Source organism: Pararhizobium sp. LjRoot238, assembly GCF_964252955.1.
Taxonomy (GTDB): Bacteria; Pseudomonadota; Alphaproteobacteria; order Rhizobiales; family Rhizobiaceae; genus Pararhizobium.
Genome location: NZ_CAXUPP020000001.1, coordinates 1,639,766 through 1,655,758, shown reverse-complemented (window position 1 = coordinate 1,655,758; position 15,993 = coordinate 1,639,766). Strand labels below are relative to the sequence as shown.

The 15,993-nt window shown below is 60.9% G+C and carries 14 protein-coding genes; 2 read left to right on the top strand and 12 right to left on the bottom strand.

Annotated features, from left to right (window positions below):
- Positions 1-127 precede the first annotated feature (127 nt).
- The 7 genes from ACSQ3F_RS08175 to ACSQ3F_RS08145 form a co-directional block, all read right to left on the bottom strand.
- Complete coding sequence (locus ACSQ3F_RS08175; protein ID WP_436099766.1) at positions 128-535, bottom strand: F0F1 ATP synthase subunit epsilon; 408 nt, start codon at positions 533-535, stop codon at positions 128-130.
- A 131-nt stretch (positions 536-666) separates the two neighbouring features.
- On the bottom strand, positions 667-2,187 hold the full coding sequence (gene atpD, locus ACSQ3F_RS08170) for a F0F1 ATP synthase subunit beta (protein WP_436099765.1): 1,521 nt from the start codon (positions 2,185-2,187) through the stop codon (positions 667-669).
- 24 nt (positions 2,188-2,211) lie between these two features.
- Complete coding sequence (locus tag ACSQ3F_RS08165) at positions 2,212-3,096, bottom strand: F0F1 ATP synthase subunit gamma (RefSeq protein ID WP_436099764.1); 885 nt, start codon at positions 3,094-3,096, stop codon at positions 2,212-2,214.
- A gap of 27 nt (positions 3,097-3,123) precedes the next feature.
- Positions 3,124-4,653 carry a F0F1 ATP synthase subunit alpha gene (atpA, locus tag ACSQ3F_RS08160; RefSeq protein ID WP_436099763.1) on the bottom strand — a complete coding sequence of 510 codons (1,530 nt, stop codon included), beginning with the start codon at positions 4,651-4,653 and terminating at the stop codon, positions 3,124-3,126.
- Positions 4,653-5,219 (bottom strand): F0F1 ATP synthase subunit delta, encoded by a 567-nt coding sequence (locus tag ACSQ3F_RS08155; RefSeq protein WP_436099762.1) that lies wholly within the window; start codon positions 5,217-5,219, stop codon positions 4,653-4,655. Before ACSQ3F_RS08155 ends, atpA begins: the two co-directional genes overlap by 1 nt.
- Positions 5,220-5,481: 262 nt before the next feature.
- On the bottom strand, positions 5,482-5,868 hold the full coding sequence (locus ACSQ3F_RS08150) for an AGROH133_08824 family phage infection protein (RefSeq protein WP_436099761.1): 387 nt from the start codon (positions 5,866-5,868) through the stop codon (positions 5,482-5,484).
- A gap of 276 nt (positions 5,869-6,144) precedes the next feature.
- Positions 6,145-8,349 carry a primosomal protein N' gene (locus ACSQ3F_RS08145; protein ID WP_436099760.1) on the bottom strand — a complete coding sequence of 735 codons (2,205 nt, stop codon included), beginning with the start codon at positions 8,347-8,349 and terminating at the stop codon, positions 6,145-6,147.
- A gap of 82 nt (positions 8,350-8,431) precedes the next feature.
- Here ACSQ3F_RS08145 and fsa point away from each other — a divergent pair, with 82 nt between their 5' ends.
- A complete protein-coding gene (fsa, locus tag ACSQ3F_RS08140) occupies positions 8,432-9,085 on the top strand; it encodes a fructose-6-phosphate aldolase (RefSeq protein ID WP_436099759.1) in 654 nt (217 codons plus the stop codon).
- A gap of 148 nt (positions 9,086-9,233) precedes the next feature.
- On the opposite strand, the gene ACSQ3F_RS08135 is transcribed toward fsa, so the two are convergent.
- The 5 genes from ACSQ3F_RS08135 to ACSQ3F_RS08115 all read right to left on the bottom strand — a co-directional run bounded on the left by ACSQ3F_RS08135 (position 9,234) and on the right by ACSQ3F_RS08115 (position 14,823).
- Positions 9,234-9,806: a suppressor of fused domain protein gene (locus tag ACSQ3F_RS08135; protein WP_436099758.1), complete on the bottom strand. Its 573-nt coding sequence runs from the start codon at positions 9,804-9,806 to the stop codon at positions 9,234-9,236.
- Positions 9,793-10,560, bottom strand: a complete 768-nt coding sequence (locus tag ACSQ3F_RS08130; RefSeq protein ID WP_436099757.1) for an RHS repeat-associated core domain-containing protein — start codon at positions 10,558-10,560, stop codon at positions 9,793-9,795. The genes ACSQ3F_RS08135 and ACSQ3F_RS08130 overlap by 14 nt, the downstream gene beginning before the upstream one ends.
- 27 nt (positions 10,561-10,587) lie before the next feature.
- Positions 10,588-11,535: a transglutaminase family protein gene (locus ACSQ3F_RS08125; protein WP_436099756.1), complete on the bottom strand. Its 948-nt coding sequence runs from the start codon at positions 11,533-11,535 to the stop codon at positions 10,588-10,590.
- A gap of 235 nt (positions 11,536-11,770) precedes the next feature.
- Positions 11,771-13,585 (bottom strand): methyl-accepting chemotaxis protein, encoded by a 1,815-nt coding sequence (locus ACSQ3F_RS08120; protein ID WP_436099755.1) that lies wholly within the window; start codon positions 13,583-13,585, stop codon positions 11,771-11,773.
- Between the two features lie 338 nt (positions 13,586-13,923).
- On the bottom strand, positions 13,924-14,823 hold the full coding sequence (locus ACSQ3F_RS08115) for a GNAT family N-acetyltransferase (protein ID WP_436099754.1): 900 nt from the start codon (positions 14,821-14,823) through the stop codon (positions 13,924-13,926).
- Positions 14,824-14,994: 171 nt separating this feature from the next.
- Here ACSQ3F_RS08115 and ACSQ3F_RS08110 point away from each other — a divergent pair, with 171 nt between their 5' ends.
- The gene (locus ACSQ3F_RS08110; protein ID WP_436102077.1) at positions 14,995-15,894 is read left to right on the top strand and encodes a tyrosine recombinase XerC; all 900 of its coding nucleotides are present in this window, start codon (positions 14,995-14,997) and stop codon (positions 15,892-15,894) included.
- Positions 15,895-15,993: the final 99 nt, after the last annotated feature.

The following is a 15,993-nucleotide window of genomic DNA, read 5'->3' as shown; positions in this document are numbered from 1 at the left end:
TCAAAGTGTTAACACAGTGGCGACCGGCCCGAAAAGAACACCGGCTTTGTAGCACGTATGGTGAAAATCGAAATGGCGGGCATTAAAAAACCCCGCCGGAGCGGGGTTGGAAAGTCACTGGAAGCAATCAGAAGGCAACGAGAATGCCATTCAAGCGTGTGAGCTCGGCGAGGAAGTGCTCCTCCTGAGTCCTGCGCTCGTCGCTAAGTCCACCGTTCTCGAGGTCGGCCTTTGCCGCCTCGATCCGTCTTTCGATGAGGTTGCGATCAAGATCCTCGACCGGCGCGGCGGATTCGGCGAGCAGCGTGCAGCCCGTCGGCAGGATGTCGGCGAAACCGCCGAACACGAGGTAACGGCTCACTTTGCCGTCGGCGGCCTTGACGGTCACAACACCCGGCTTGATCGTCGTCATCGTCGGCGCATGATTGGCCATGACGGTCATCTCGCCTTCCGTTGCCGGAATGACGACTTCGCTGACGCGCTCGGACAGCAGAAGGCGTTCCGGAGAGACGAGTTCGAAATTGAAATCAGCCATGATCATTCGCTTCTTTTGGAGCTACCGGCTCAAACCCGCCGGCAGAGAATTCCGTTCGGCGCAGCCGGATCTTGCCAGCCGCAGCGATTGACGAACGGGGCGCGCCATTCGGGCGCCCCGTTCGAAATTCATCAAGCGGCTTCTGCAGCCAGCTTCTTGGCCTTTTCGATCGCTTCCTCGATGGAGCCGACCATGTAGAAGGCGGCTTCCGGAAGGTGATCGTAGTCGCCGTTGACGAGGCCCTTGAAGCCCTTGATCGTGTCTTCGAGAGCAACCAGCTTGCCCGGCGAACCGGTGAAGACTTCGGCGACGAAGAACGGCTGCGACAGGAAGCGCTCGATCTTGCGGGCGCGGGCAACGGCCAGCTTGTCTTCTTCCGACAGTTCGTCCATGCCGAGGATGGCGATGATGTCCTGGAGCGACTTGTAGCGCTGCAGGGTCGTCTGCACCTTGCGCGACACTTCGTAGTGCTCTTCGCCGACAACCATCGGGTCGAGCATGCGCGAGGTCGAGTCGAGCGGGTCAACGGCCGGGTAGATACCCTTTTCGGCGATCGAGCGCGACAGAACGGTCGTTGCGTCCAGATGGGCGAACGAGGTTGCCGGCGCCGGGTCGGTCAAGTCGTCGGCCGGAACGTAGATGGCCTGAACCGAGGTGATCGAGCCCTTGGTCGTCGTGGTGATGCGTTCCTGCATCTGACCCATGTCGGTGGCGAGCGTCGGCTGATAGCCCACGGCCGAAGGAATACGGCCGAGAAGAGCCGACACTTCGGAACCTGCCTGGGTGAAGCGGAAGATGTTGTCCACGAAGAACAGAACGTCCTGACCTTCGTCGCGGAACTGCTCGGCGATCGTCAGGCCCGTCAGAGCAACGCGAGCGCGGGCGCCCGGCGGTTCGTTCATCTGGCCGTACACCAGCGCAGCCTTGGAGCCTTCGCCGCCGCCATGCTTGTTCACGCCGGATTCGATCATTTCGTGGTAGAGGTCGTTGCCTTCGCGGGTACGCTCACCCACGCCTGCAAACACCGAGTAACCACCGTGCGCCTTGGCGACGTTGTTGATCAATTCCATGATGAGAACGGTCTTGCCGACACCGGCGCCGCCGAACAGGCCGATCTTGCCGCCCTTGGCGTAGGGAGCCAGAAGGTCGACGACCTTGATGCCGGTAACGAGGATCTGCGCTTCGGTCGACTGCTCGACGTAGCTCGGCGCTTCCTGGTGGATGGCGCGCTTGCCGGAGGTGACCAGCGGGCCGGCTTCGTCAACCGGCTCGCCGATGACGTTCATGATGCGGCCGAGGGTTTCGAGACCAACCGGAACGGTGATCGGGGAACCCGTATCGGTCACCGGCTGACCGCGAACCAGACCTTCGGTCGAGTCCATGGCGATCGTGCGGACCGCATTTTCGCCGAGGTGCTGGGCAACTTCGAGAACGAGGCGGTTGCCGTGGTTGTCGGTTTCCAGCGCGTTCAGGATCTGCGGCAGCTTACCTTCTTCGAAAGTCACGTCGACAACGGCGCCGATGACCTGCGTCACGCGACCGACGGCGCCGGTTGCAGCAACAACGGCCGGAGCCTTGACGGCTGCTGCCTTCTTCGGAGCGGCGGGCTTCTTAGCCGCTGCTGTATCTGTGGGGGTAGCTGCCTTAGCCATAATCCTTACCCTCTTTCCGTAACCTTAGAGCGCTTCCGCGCCCGAAATGATTTCAATGAGTTCCTTGGTGATCTGAGCCTGGCGCTGACGGTTGTAGGAGAGCGTCAGCTTGTTGATCATTTCACCGGCATTGCGCGTGGCGTTGTCCATCGCGCTCATCTTGGCACCCATTTCACCGGCAACATTTTCGAGCAGAGCCCGGAAAACCTGCACCGAAATGTTGCGCGGAATGAGATCGCTGAGGATCTCGCCCGCGTCGGGCTCGTATTCGTAGATCGCAGCCGCACCTGCCTCGGTCGAAGCCGCCTCTGCCGGAACGGCAGCGGGGATCAGCTGGAGCGCAGAGGGAACCTGGCTGATAACCGACTTGAACTCCGAATAGAACAGCGTGCAGACATCGAACTCGTCCATTTCGAACAGGCCGATGATCTTCTTGCCGATCTGGTCGGCATTCTCGAAGCCGATCTTCTTGACTTCGCGCAGGTCGACGCGGTCGATGATCAGCGAGGCGAATTCGCGACGCAGGATATCGAAGCCCTTCTTGCCGACGCAGATGATCTTCACCGTCTTGCCACCGGCAAGCAGCTTGCGCACGTGGTCACGCGCGAAGCGGGCGATCTGCGAATTGAAGCCGCCGCAAAGACCGCGTTCCGCCGTGCAGACCACGAGCAGGTGCGTCTGGTCGCGGCCGTTGCCGGTCATCAGCCGCGGCGCGCTGTCGTCCGAGCCCACAGCCTGAGCGATGTTCGAGAGAACCGCGCTCATCCGCTGCGAATAAGGCCGGGCGGCCTCGGCCGCCTCCTGGGCACGCCGAAGCTTCGCCGCGGCGACCATTTTCATCGCCTTGGTGATCTTCTGCGTCGCCTTGACGGAGGCGATCCTGTTTTTCAGATCCTTAAGTGAAGGCATCCGTTATCCGTCCTAAATGGAACCCGATCAGGCGAAGGATTTCGCGAAGGTGTCGAGCGCGCCCTTGAGCTTGCCCTTCACGTCGTCGCTGATTGCCTTGTCCTTGCGGATAGCTTCAAGAATGTCCTTGCCTTCGGAACGCATGTACGACAGCAGACCCTGCTCGAACGCGCCAACCTTGTTGACGGCGATCTTGTCGAGGTAACCGTTCACGCCAGCGAAGATGACCGCGACCTGCTCTTCCGTCTTCAGCGGCGAGAACTGCGGCTGCTTCAGGAGTTCGGTCAGGCGTGCACCGCGGTTCAGGAGGCGCTGCGTCGCAGCGTCGAGGTCGGAACCGAACTGGGCGAAGGCTGCCATTTCGCGATACTGGGCGAGTTCGCCCTTGATCGAGCCGGCAACCTGCTTCATCGCCTTGACCTGAGCGGCCGAACCGACGCGGGAAACCGACAGACCGACGTTCACGGCCGGGCGGATACCCTGGTAGAACAGATCGGTTTCAAGGAAGATCTGGCCGTCGGTGATCGAGATCACGTTGGTCGGGATGAACGCCGAAACGTCGTTACCCTGGGTTTCGATGACCGGCAGAGCCGTCAGCGAACCAGCGCCCTTTTCGTCCGACAGCTTTGCAGCGCGCTCGAGAAGGCGGGAGTGCAGGTAGAAAACGTCGCCCGGATAGGCTTCGCGGCCCGGCGGGCGGCGCAGCAGGAGCGACATCTGGCGGTAGGACACAGCCTGCTTGGACAGGTCGTCATAGCCGATCAAGGCGTGCATGCCGTTGTCACGGAAGTATTCGCCCATGGCGCAACCGGCGAACGGTGCGAGGTACTGCATCGGAGCCGGATCGGAAGCCGTCGCAGCGACGATGATCGAATACTTCAGCGCACCGCGCTCTTCGAGCACCTTGACGAACTGGGCAACCGTCGAACGCTTCTGGCCGATAGCGACATAGACGCAATACAGCTTTTCAGCATCCGGGCCATTGTCGTGGATGGCCTTCTGGTTGAGGATCGTGTCGAGAATGATGGCGGTCTTGCCGGTCTGGCGGTCGCCGATGACGAGCTCGCGCTGGCCGCGGCCAACCGGGATCAGAGCGTCGATGGCCTTGAGGCCGGTCGACATCGGCTCATGAACCGACTTGCGCGGGATGATGCCCGGAGCCTTGACGTCAACGCGCGAGCGCTGCTTGGCATTGATCGGACCCTTGCCGTCGATCGGGTTGCCGAGCGCGTCAACGACGCGGCCGAGCAGTTCCGGACCAACCGGAACGTCCACGATGGCGCCGGTCCGCTTGACGGTGTCGCCTTCCTTGATGCCGCGGTCGGCGCCGAAAATAACCACACCGACGTTGTCGGCTTCAAGGTTCAGCGCCATGCCGCGAATTCCGCCCGGGAATTCAACCATCTCGCCGGCCTGGACGTTGTCCAGACCGTAGACGCGGGCAATACCGTCACCGACGGAAAGCACCTGACCGACTTCGGAGACTTCTGCCTCCTGGCCGAAGTTTTTGATTTGATCTTTCAGAATTGCGGAAATTTCCGCGGCGCGGATATCCATCAGCCGACCTCTTTCAGTGCAAGCTTAAGGCTCGAGAGCTTTGTGCGAAGGGAAGTGTCAATCTGGCGGGACCCGACCTTGACGATCAAACCACCGAGAATAGACGGATCGACGGTGACGTTGACCGCCACGTCTTTGCCGGTGACGCCCTTGAGCGCCGCCTTCAATTCAGTTTGCTGCGCTGCGTCCAGCGCATGGGCCGAAGTCACTTCAGCTGCAACCTCGCCCCGATGACGGGCGGCGGTTTCGCGATACGACTTGACGATGCCGGGCACCGCGAACAGGCGGCGATTGCGCGCAACGACTTTCAGGAAGTTGCCGACCAGACCCGTGATGCCGGCCTTCGCGACGATCGCGGAAATGGCCTTGAACTGGTCGTCGGCGGAAAAGACCGGGCTGACAATGAGGCGCTTCAGATCGGCACTGTCATCGATCATGCGCTGGAACGTATCCAGATCAGACCCAACGCTCTCCACCGATCCCGCTTCCAGCGCGAGATCGAAAAGCGAAGACGCGTACCTTTCTGCAACACCGGATATAAGCTGGGATGTGTCTGCCACGGGCACAAGCTTCTCTGATTTTAATCCAAGGGCGATGTCTGCGGAGAACCGTAAACCCAACACCTTGAATTTGTTGCGATATTTTTTGAGCTACACAGGCCGGGCGGCCTGCTTCCCCCACAAGTCGCGGTTCGTCTAGCATAGGATATCTGGACTCGCAACACGCGAACCGCACGAATGCGCGATAAGTCTGCATCCTTTTGGCCGAATTTCGCCAAAAATAGGGTATGAGTTGACGAGGCCTGCGTGTGCCCGCCCCAAAACGCCCTCAGATGAGGCCGAAGACATAGGCCAGGGGTAAGGCCGCAAGCACGATCTGAACCATCAGGAACAACCAGTTCACAACTGTATTGCCGCTATCCGACAGCATCGACAGGATGCGGCCGAAGGCAGCGAGCACGAAGGCGGCGCCGAGCGCCAAATAGACCATCGGCTGGGCGAGAAGCAGGGCGGCGATACCAAGCCCGAGATGAAAGCCGCCCATGGTCGAGCGCGCCTCGGCATAACCGCCCCGCCGGCCTTCACGCAGATCAATACCCACGGCACGAAAGGCGATACCCGGGGCAAAGAGAAACAGAAGCCCGATCAAAGCGGTGACCACGGCCGCGCAGAACGCCAGGAATTCTCCCGTTTCCGTCGGAATATAGAACTCCATGTTGCGCCCTCGCTTCAGCCTGGTTTTCTGATCTAACGCAAGTGCGTATGAAAGGGAATCGGGCGAACTGAATTTCGATGCCGGCTCGAGTTCCGAACGATCGGTGAGATGTCAACGTGATCCCGCGTAGTCACTCCCCCGTCATTCCTGTGCTTGTCACAGGAATCCAGCCACGCGACGTCCGTCGCGTGAAAGAGTCTTCCGCTCACGGACGTGAGCGCGCTGGATCCCCGCCACAAGGGCGAGGATGACGGAAGGTGTGTTGCACACACCACCTCACAAAAAACTCTGCGGGTCGATATCGAGCTGAACGCTGACCGAGCCGCGCGCCTTTGGCCCTGCCGCCATCATCGTCTTCACAAACGCCTGCATGTCGCTGTTGCGGCGGCCGTGGACCAGAAGCCGGAAGCGGTGACGGCCACGGATCAGGGCGAGCGGCGCTTCGGCGGGCCCGAGAATACTGATGCCGCTGACGCGGGGTGCAGCCTGCCGCAGACCCCGCGCATGGCATTCCGCATCAGCGCGGGTATCCGCCGAGACGATGACGGAGGCGAGCCGCCCGAATGGCGGCAGCAGCGCCTTCTCGCGCTCGTTGATCTCGCGCTCGTAGAAGGCCTCCGAATCGCCGGAGACGATCGCCTGCATGACCGGATGCTGCGGCTGGTAGGTCTGCAGCAGACCCAGTGACTTCAGGCCCGTGCGCCCTGCCCGGCCCGTGACCTGGCTCAAGAGCTGAAACGTTCGCTCAGCCGCCCGCGGATCGCCATTGGCAAGCCCGATATCGGCATCGACGATGCCGACGAAGGTCATCATCGGAAAATTATGCCCCTTGGCGACAAGCTGCGTGCCGACGACGATATCCGCCTCGCCGCGGGCAATGGCGTCCAGTTCCAGCCGCAGCCGCTTGACGCCCATCAGGTCGGAGGACAGCACGATGGTGCGGGCATCGGGAAAATGCCGGTCGACCTCTTCGGCGATGCGCTCGACGCCGGGACCGCAGGCAACCAGATGATCGAAGGTGCCGCATTCGGGGCAGGCTTCCGGCGTCCTTTCCGAATAGCCGCAGTGATGGCACTGGATCTGACCGCGAAAACGGTGCTCGACCAGCCAGCTCGAACAATCCGGGCACTGGAAACGATGGCCGCAGACGCGGCACAGCGTCAGCGGCGCATAACCGCGGCGATTGAGGAACAGCAGCGCCTGCTCGCCGCGCCCGACGGCCTTGCCGATCTGGCTCAGGAGCACAGGAGAGAGGAAGCCACCGCGCTCCGGCGGATGCCGGCGCATATCAATGACGCCGAGATCAGGCAGAGCCGCATCACCAAAACGCGTCGGCAGGTGGATCGGCCTGTAGCGGCCGAGATCGCCGTTCACCCGGCTTTCGACCGACGGCGTCGCCGAGACCAGCACGATCGGAAAATCGCCGATGCGGGCACGCACGACCGCCATGTCGCGCGCATTATAGAAGACGCGGTCTTCCTGCTTGTAGGCGGGATCATGTTCCTCATCGACGACGATCAGGCCGAGATTCTCGAACGGCAGGAAAAGCGCGGAGCGGGCTCCGGCGACGACGCGCACGCCGCCCTCCGTCACCTGCCGCCAGACCTTCTCGCGCGTTCGCGGGGCGAGGTCGGAATGCCATTCGGCCGGTTTCGAGCCGAAGCGATCCTGGAACCGTTCGAGGAAGCTTGCCGTCAGCGCGATTTCCGGCAGGAGGATCAGCACCTGCTTGCCGGCCTTCAGCGTCGCGGCGATCGCCTCGAAATAGACCTCGGTCTTGCCGGAGCCGGTGATGCCGTCGATCAGCGAGACGGAGAAGCCACCGGTCTCGACACTCTCCAAGAGGTCCTGCGCCGCCTGTTTCTGCGGTCCTTCAAGGCGATGCTCGACATAGTCCGGATCGGGCGCTGCCACCACCGGCGGCGGCGCCATGAAGACAGTTTCGAAGACGCCCTGCGCCACGAGCCCGTCGATGACGCTCGAAGACGTGCCGGCAGCATGCGCCAAGCCCGACCGCGTCCAGGCAAACCCGTTGTCGGCGGCAGCGATCACCCGCTCGCGCGCCGATGTCATGCGCTCGGGCCGCGTATCGGTCAGCCGCAGCCCCTCGACCATCGGCTCTGGATCGAAGGCGGCGGGGGCGCGCAGCGCCATGCGGGCGACGAGGCCGGGTGGCGAGACGGTATAAGCGGCGACCCAGTCGAGGAAAGTGCGCATGTCTTTCGCCAGCGGCGGGCAATCGAAGACATGCGTGATGGCTTTGAGTTTCTTCGGATCGACGCCGCCGTCATCCGTGCCGTCCCAGACCACGCCCATCACCTGGCGGGGGCCGAGCGGCACCTGCACGATCGATCCCGGTTCGACGGCCACTCCTTCGGGCACGGCATAGGAGTATGCCTTCGGGGCAGGCATCGGCACCAGAACGGGCACGACCCTGCGGACAAACTGGCCGTCAAACAAATCGGTCGAATCTTCGGTCATCGGCCGTGACCTTGCCTGCGGATTGGGTTAAAGAAAACCCCCGAAACAACAAAGCAGCCCGTGTATCCCAAGGGAGAATCCCATGAAATTTTTTGTCGATACAGCCGATGTGAATGAAATCCGGGAGTTGAACGACCTCGGACTCGTCGACGGCGTGACGACCAATCCGTCGCTGATCCTGAAGTCCGGCCGTAACATCCTCGAAGTGACGAAGGAAATCTGCGGCATTGTCGAAGGCCCGGTTTCGGCCGAGGTCGCGGCTACCGACTACGAATCGATCATGAAGGAAGCGGCAGTCATTTCGAAGATCGCCGACAACATCTGCATCAAGGTGCCGCTGACGCTCGACGGCCTCAAGGCCTGCAAGAACCTCTCCTCCGACGGTCACCAGACCAACGTGACGCTGTGCTTCTCGGCCAACCAGGCCCTGCTCGCCGCCAAGGCCGGCGCGACATTCGTGTCGCCCTTCGTCGGCCGCCTCGACGACATCGCCTTCGACGGCATGGACCTGATCCGCGAAATCCGCCAGATCTTCGACAATTACGGCTACGAGACCGAAATCCTCGCCGCCTCGATCCGCACCGTCAACCACGTCAAGGAAGCAGCCCTGATCGGCGCCGACGTTATCACCGCGCCGCCGGCAACGCTGAAGGCCCTCGTCAAGCACCCGCTGACCGACAAGGGCCTCGAAACCTTCCTCGCCGACTGGGCCAAGACCGGCCAGAAGATCGCCTGATTTTTTGGGCATGGAACGAAGAAGTGGAAGCCTCGCGAGACGATCGCGGGGCTTTTTGTTGTAATCACTTGGCGTCAACCCAACCGGCCCCTTGAAGTCTGGTCGCCATGTTGGCGCCCCAAGATGGGGTAACCATGCCGATCACTGGCTAAAGTGCAATTTCTTGAGTGCGTTTCAAATCCCAGATATCCGGATTCTGAAATTCCAGCATGTCCTCGAAGCGGTTCCAACCACGGTCGGCAATAAGCGAAAGCTCATTTCCCGTAATTGGAATCATTAAGACAAAGATCACCGAAGGAAATGCGCCGGAAAACTCGGCAAAACCATCTTCGAAAGGAGTTGGATTGGTGGCATAAAGCGCAGTTACCGTTGCGCCTTCTATCAACGGATAGCGCATGTTAACGGTCTCTCCGCGCAGCAGCGCATACCCTCGTTGCTGAACTTTCTCTGCACAATAAAGAAGATATCCTGCGACCTCCTCTCGCGTTAACGACGTATGTGCGGATGTGACAAGTTCCTGCCTGATTGTACGGCCTCCCTTCATCGGTAGCGCCATATCGCTCAAGCCAAGCGTCACGTAGGTCGTAATTCCCTGCTGAGGTTGATTGTCAAAACACGCCACTTGGATCGTATGCGGGTTTGGGTCAGCCCAGCCTTGCGAAATTTCCCCGAGAAATCGTTCGAGGTGTGCAGGCAAAGAGTTTTTCTTAGAATCTTCCATTGTCAGACCTATTGCAACCTACGCAGCGTAGTCGTGTGCCGTCATTATACTCGTCAAGGACACCTTTTCGATCCCTGCCGGTTAGATCACGGCTACGCCATGGAGGGATGTGATCATTGTCCCAATCTTTGTTTTTTGTGCCCGGAAGAGAATTAACTTCGTCGCCACAATCCGGACATACCTTACCCCCAGCCTCCCCATCGGCCGCGTTGTCCCAGTTCGCCTTCTCAGTCCCTTTTCGGACGCGGCCCGGACGTTTGGTGACATCTTTTTCTTCCTTCTTTGTCTCATCCGCAGCTTCGTCGTTTTTTTCTCCGGAAGCAGAAAAATTCTCATCCCTGTTCTTTGCCATGTTGGAAGAATTGCATCCACCAGGGCACATTGAGTCAGGAGCCATCTGGTTCGTTGGCATCGTCAGAACTGCCACGGCCCCAACAGCACCAACCGCAAGTCCGGCAGAAGTTGCCCCAGCGGAAGCGGCTGCAGCTGTAAGCCATCCGTGGATTGTCTCAGCTATCCCGCCCCAAAACCCTCCGACCGTCTCGGCAATATGCCCATTCGGATCACTCTTATTGACCGGATCATTCCCCGCATACGCATACCGGTTGGTACCGACCCCCTCCATCGTCGGATCCCAAGTGTCCGGCGAAATAAACCGGGCATTGGCCGCCGAGCCGAATGAGGCGGACAGCATGCTGCAGATCAACAGCAGGCTGAGAATGCGGGTCAGAAACCCGCCGGAAAAGCATTTCATGAACAAGTCCCCACTCGCATCAGATTTTCATTGCGTCTGGCCGTCCTGCGGCCGCCACCCCAATGCTTCCGCCTTGGCGAAAGCCTCGATATTCTCCGCGTACCACCGATCGGCCTTCGCCTTCAGGTCGGGCGGAATGTCTTCCATCCGCGTATATTTGCCCGCCAGTTCCCGCCGCAACAGGCCGCTATAGGCGCTGCCCTTCTTCACCAGCCCGTAGGCGAAGTTCGGATAATGGCGGAGAAGGACATCCGCGGTGGCGATGGCCTCTTCGAACGCACCCGCTTCGATCTGATGCTCCACCAGGAACGAGGCCATCAATGCGGCGGCTTCATCGTGCGACAGCGGCCGCAGATAGATGCCGTTTTCCACCGCCTTATCGGACATCGGCAATTTCTGCCTGTACCAGACGTCGCGGGTGAAGCCGCCGCCGCTGGTCGCCTCCAGATTCCAGACTGCGCCGTCATCATCGGTATATTTGACGAACACATGCAGCGGCGCCTCGGCGAGCGTCATGGTCAGCCCAAGGCGCTGACCGAGCGCCAGGAACAGGATCGGCATGGTGATGCAATTGCCGCGCCGGGTCGTCAGATAGCGTTGCAGCAAGCGATGTGCCGGCTTCTCGCCGAGCGGATCATCGAGGTCGTATTGAAACGGCTTTTTGCCGTTCCAGTCGCCGCCTTCGTAGAGATAGCGTTTCAGGGCCGTGAGTTTTTCGGCACTTCGCGCCGTCTCTCCCGCCATGATCCTTATGGCATCCGCCATACGCGCGATTTCGGCTTCCACCGCCTGCGCATTGGCGGACGGATCGACCATCGAATCGACGGTGAGCTTGACGTCGAGCAGATCGCGGCCCGGGGCGAAAAGCGCTTCCACCGCAGGCGCCAGTTCCGTGGAACCGGCCTTCGCGGACTGGGCAAAAACCGGAGCAACCGGCAGGCAGAACGCCAAAATGACAAAGCAAAGGAGTTTCATGATTCGTCCCGCAGCAACACAACCGTGAGTATTGTATTCCGCAGGCTGCAGTCAATGATCGGCACCGTCCCGCGTGCTTCGAACCCGCATTATTTTTGTTCACCGTGCCGATGGCCCGGTTTCGACCGAAGTCGCCGCTACCGACTACGAGTCTATCATGAAGGAAGCCCCGCGGGATGATAGCGGGGCTTCCTGTTTGGACAGCCGCCAGTGATTTCGGCTGCAGGCGGGAGCGTTAAGCCGCCCGCCGTGCATGCATCCCGGCTAATGCGGAAACCTGGAAGCGTCCGGCAACGCGGTTCAGGTCCTGCACTTCGTCGCTGAGTTCGCGGCACGCGGCGTTGGTCTGTTCGACCATCGCCGCATTCTGTTGGGTCATCTGATCCATCCGGTGCAAGGCGGCGTTGATGTCGGAAAGTGCGGCCGTTTGCTCTCCGGCGGCGGTAACGATGGCGCCGATGAGGCCAGTTACTTGCAGCACGTGTCCTTCGATGCCGGTCAGCGCGGCACCGGTCTGGTTGACGAGTTGCACACCGCCGGCGACCTCGCGGGCCGAGGACTCGATGAGCGTCGTGATCTCCCTTGCTGCGTTTGCCGAACGGCCGGCCAGTTCGCGCACTTCCTGGGCGACGACCGCAAAGCCCTTGCCCGCATCGCCGGCCCGCGCGGCCTCGACACCGGCGTTCAGTGCAAGCAGGTTGGTCTGGAAGGCTATCTCGTCGATGACGGTGATGATCTGGCGAATCTGCGTCGACGAGCCGGCGATCCGCTCCATGGCGGCAACCGCGTCCCGCACGACGAGGGCCGATTTCTCGGCGCCGTCCTTTGCCGCGGCCATCACCGTGCTTGCTTCACGCGCACGCTCCGAGGAATTGCGAACCGTGACGGTGATTTCGTCAAAGGCCGACGCGGTTTGCTCGAGGGAGGCTGCCTGCAACTCCGTCCGTTTCGCCAGATCGTCGGTTGCACCGGCAATTTCGGAGGAATTGGTCCTCAGCCGCGCGGAGGTGTGCAGAACAGTGGAAATCGTCTCGGCCAGGCGTTCGACGCCACCGTTGAACTCCGTCCGCAGCTCTTCGTATTCCGCGGCAAATGGCTGTTCGATGCGGATCGAAAGATCGCCGTTCGACAGGCGCTCCAGCCCGCGCGTCAGCTGCTCGATCACCTGCAGGCGCCTTGCCTCCTCGGCATTCTTCTGACGGTTAAGAACGGCGTCACGCTCGTGCTGTTGCCGGCGCTCCTCGTCGGCGCGCTCGCGCGCATTGCGCCGCTCGATCGCCGCCTCGCGGAAGATGGCAACGGATTTTGCGACCGCGCCGATCTCGTCCGAGCGGCCCGCATAGGGAACGTCCCGGCCGTCATCGCCGGCGGCAAGTGTCTGCATGTAGGACGACATCGCCGCCAGCGGCTGTACCGCACGGCGGCGGAAGAACCAGAGACCGGCAAGCAGCAGGAAAACGGAAGCGGTCGAACTGATCAGGGCGGCGGCAGAAAGCACCGCGGTTTCGGCAGTAGCGCCCGCTTCCTGCTCTTTCAAAAATGCGTCGGCCATGGCGACGAGGTCGTTCACCGCAGTCTCGTGGTGATGGAAGCTCGTCTTGAGTTCCGCCAGCGCTTGTCCGGCCGTGGCTGCGTCGCCGCCCTGGAGGGGGGCCACGAATTTTTTCTCCATGACCTCCCAATAGAGATCGCCCCGCGCCACGACGTCGTTTTCAAGTTTCGCCATCAGTGCGGCGGGGGCCGTCGAGGCTTTCCAGTAGACGCGCCGATCATCGAAGGCTTTCTTCAATGCGGCGATCTTGTCGAGATTCGCCTTGGCAAATTCAGGGTTCGCAGCGGCCTCCATCGCCAGCATATAGGACTCGACCGTGTACAAAGGCGGCGGCAGGATGTCCGCAATGAGATCCTTGCCGTAGATGACTTGCGTATAGACCGGTCCGTTCACGCGCAATTTGTTGAAAGCATATGTCTTGATGCCGATGGACAGCACTAGACCGGCAATAACGATGGCGCCGAAAATCAACAGCCCGCGAGCAATGGTGAGCTTCATACAATCCTCCAATAAAACAGGCTTCTGCCGCGCGAAAGCGGCCCCGGCGACGGGACAATAATGAAATATCAGCTTGAAAAGATTCCGGATTTCACCGGCGGGGACCGTTAGGCTTCATGCGGCCAGCCGCCCTCGGAAGGGGTAGCTACGGCAACGTCCTCATATGAACGTTAAATTATATGATAATTGTTACGCTGTTATTAATCACGGGGAATTTATGCTGTCCTTACAGGCGCTTGTAGCCACGCCAGCTTTTTTGACAGCATAGTTTCCATGCCTTTGAAGACGCGACGCGATCTTCACGTTGAGGCTTAAGCGAGTGCTATCCCGGCGAAGCATCAGAGCTCAAAGCGGGCATCGCCCTCCCGCGCCAGATCGAACACCGTGTGCCGCTCCAGCGCCCGCGTCACTTCGGCCGGATCGCCATCGAGCGTATCCGGCTCAATGAGACTGCCGATGGTGAAATCGAAGACGTCGCCCTTCTTGTTCAGGAGTTCGTGGAACACCGTCATGTCGCGCAGTTCGGTCGACCACTTCGCAAGCCAATAGAACAGGCCGGAATTGCGCGCCGACATATGGACCGGCAGGATCGGCAGATTGTACTTGCGGGCAAAGCCAATGGCCGAAGTCTTCCACGGGCGCTCGTTGAGCTTTCCGTCCCCCCAGTAGGCGATGCGGCCCGAGGGGAAAAGCACTGTCGCCTTGCCTTCCGAGATCGCCCGGTTGGTGACCTGCAGCGTTTCGCGCGCCTTCAGCTTCGTCTTGTAGTCGTCGCGCCATTCGACCGGAATGACCATTTCGACGAGACGCGGATTGACCCGGATGGCATCGCGATTGGCGAAGAACATCATGTCGGGACGGCGCTGTTTGAGGAGATCGAAGACGGCGACGCCATCGGCAATCCCGGTCGGATGGTTGCTGACCAGCAGGAAGCCGCCCTTTTTCGGAATACGCTCTGCGTTGCGAACGCGGATATCGAGCGCGAGGATATCGCTCAGATACTGGAAGGCGTGAAAGCCCGGCAGGTTGGCGACGCCATCGGCAAACTCGATGGCCTTGCGATAGTTCAAGACCGTATAGAGAAACGGCCGCATCACGGGCCAGAGCGGATGCTTGACGATGCGCCGTCCGCGCTCGGCAATCAGCGTATCGACGATATGGCCCGGCTGGCCCTGCGAAACCAGGGCGATCGCCTCCGCAAAATACGTGAAACCGGTTGCCGAATCGCGTCTTGCCATCTTTTTCCCGCCTCGTCCGCCCTCAGCTATTGCAGTTGAATATGATCCCAACATGACAATTTCCAAGGGCCGTTAGGAAAAACCTAAGGGCCTTGCGAGCAGAGTCGCCTCAGTTAAATGTCTCGGAGTACGCCTTTGAACGAACTGCTGATCATCGGCCATCCGGAACTGATGGAGGAGCGCCAGCGCTGGCTGGCGGGGCTTAGCGAGGAGCGGCGCCTGTCGGACAAGACCGTCGAGGCCTATGAACGCGACACGCGGCAGTTCCTGCATTTTCTGACAGGACATCTGGCCGGCCCGGCACGCCTGAGCGACATCAGTTCCCTGCGACCGGCCGATCTGCGCGGCTTTCTCGCCGCGCGACGCCGCGACGGTGCGGGGGCGAGAACGCTCGGGCGGGGGCTTGCGGGGCTTCGCTCCTTCTTGCGGCATCTGGAAAAGAAAGGGCTTGCCAATGCAGCCGGAGCTGCTGCCGTTCGGTCGCCGAAACAGCCGAAGTCGCTGCCGAAACCACTGACGGACAAGGACGCATTGATCGTCGTCACCAGCGAGGCGCAGCTTGCCGAGGAGCCCTGGATCGCCACGCGCAACGCCGCCGTGCTCACCCTGCTTTACGGCTGCGGATTGCGCATCTCCGAAGCGCTCGACCTGACACCATCAGATTTTTCAGGCGCGCCGACGGCGCTGCGCATTCACGGCAAGGGTGGCAAGACCCGCGTGGTGCCGCTGATCGCGGCTGCGATCAATGCCGTGCGGGCATACGAAAAACTCTGCCCCTATCGCCTCATGCAAGACGGCCCGCTGTTTCGCGGTGCCAAGGGCGGCAAGCTGCAGGCGGCGATCATCCAGCGCGAGATGCAAAGGCTGCGTGGTGCGCTCGGCCTGCCGGATACCGCGACGCCGCATGCGCTGCGCCACTCCTTCGCCACGCATCTTCTGGCCGGCGGCGGCGACTTGAGGACCATCCAGGAATTGCTCGGCCATGCCAGCCTCTCGACCACCCAGGTCTATACCGGGGTCGATTCCGCCCGGCTTCTGGAAATCTACGACCGGGCGCATCCGCGCGCCTGAATTTCGCCTTCGTAGGAGCATTAACCAGCTTTGTTAAACGTGCCGTGAGGCTTGCACGGTTAGGGTCGGTGCGATGAGCCTATCGCAAACAGGATCGAC

What these genes read in the sequence shown, in the direction of transcription:
- ACSQ3F_RS08145 (WP_436099760.1), bottom strand. Translation starts at nt 8,349, where the DNA reads ATGACCGAAGATTCGACCGATTTGTTTGACGGCCAGTTTGTCCGCAGG.
- atpA (WP_436099763.1), bottom strand. Translation starts at nt 4,653, where the DNA reads ATGGATATCCGCGCCGCGGAAATTTCCGCAATTCTGAAAGATCAAATC.
- ACSQ3F_RS08135 (WP_436099758.1), bottom strand. Translation starts at nt 9,806, where the DNA reads ATGGAAGATTCTAAGAAAAACTCTTTGCCTGCACACCTCGAACGATTT.
- ACSQ3F_RS08165 (WP_436099764.1), bottom strand. Translation starts at nt 3,096, where the DNA reads ATGCCTTCACTTAAGGATCTGAAAAACAGGATCGCCTCCGTCAAGGCG.
- ACSQ3F_RS08115 (WP_436099754.1), bottom strand. Translation starts at nt 14,823, where the DNA reads ATGGCAAGACGCGATTCGGCAACCGGTTTCACGTATTTTGCGGAGGCG.
- ACSQ3F_RS08110 (WP_436102077.1), top strand. Translation starts at nt 14,995, where the DNA reads ATGGAGGAGCGCCAGCGCTGGCTGGCGGGGCTTAGCGAGGAGCGGCGC.
- fsa (WP_436099759.1), top strand. Translation starts at nt 8,432, where the DNA reads ATGAAATTTTTTGTCGATACAGCCGATGTGAATGAAATCCGGGAGTTG.
- ACSQ3F_RS08120 (WP_436099755.1), bottom strand. Translation starts at nt 13,585, where the DNA reads ATGAAGCTCACCATTGCTCGCGGGCTGTTGATTTTCGGCGCCATCGTT.
- ACSQ3F_RS08130 (WP_436099757.1), bottom strand. Translation starts at nt 10,560, where the DNA reads ATGAAATGCTTTTCCGGCGGGTTTCTGACCCGCATTCTCAGCCTGCTG.
- ACSQ3F_RS08150 (WP_436099761.1), bottom strand. Translation starts at nt 5,868, where the DNA reads ATGGAGTTCTATATTCCGACGGAAACGGGAGAATTCCTGGCGTTCTGC.
- atpD (WP_436099765.1), bottom strand. Translation starts at nt 2,187, where the DNA reads ATGGCTAAGGCAGCTACCCCCACAGATACAGCAGCGGCTAAGAAGCCC.
- ACSQ3F_RS08125 (WP_436099756.1), bottom strand. Translation starts at nt 11,535, where the DNA reads ATGAAACTCCTTTGCTTTGTCATTTTGGCGTTCTGCCTGCCGGTTGCT.
- ACSQ3F_RS08175 (WP_436099766.1), bottom strand. Translation starts at nt 535, where the DNA reads ATGGCTGATTTCAATTTCGAACTCGTCTCTCCGGAACGCCTTCTGCTG.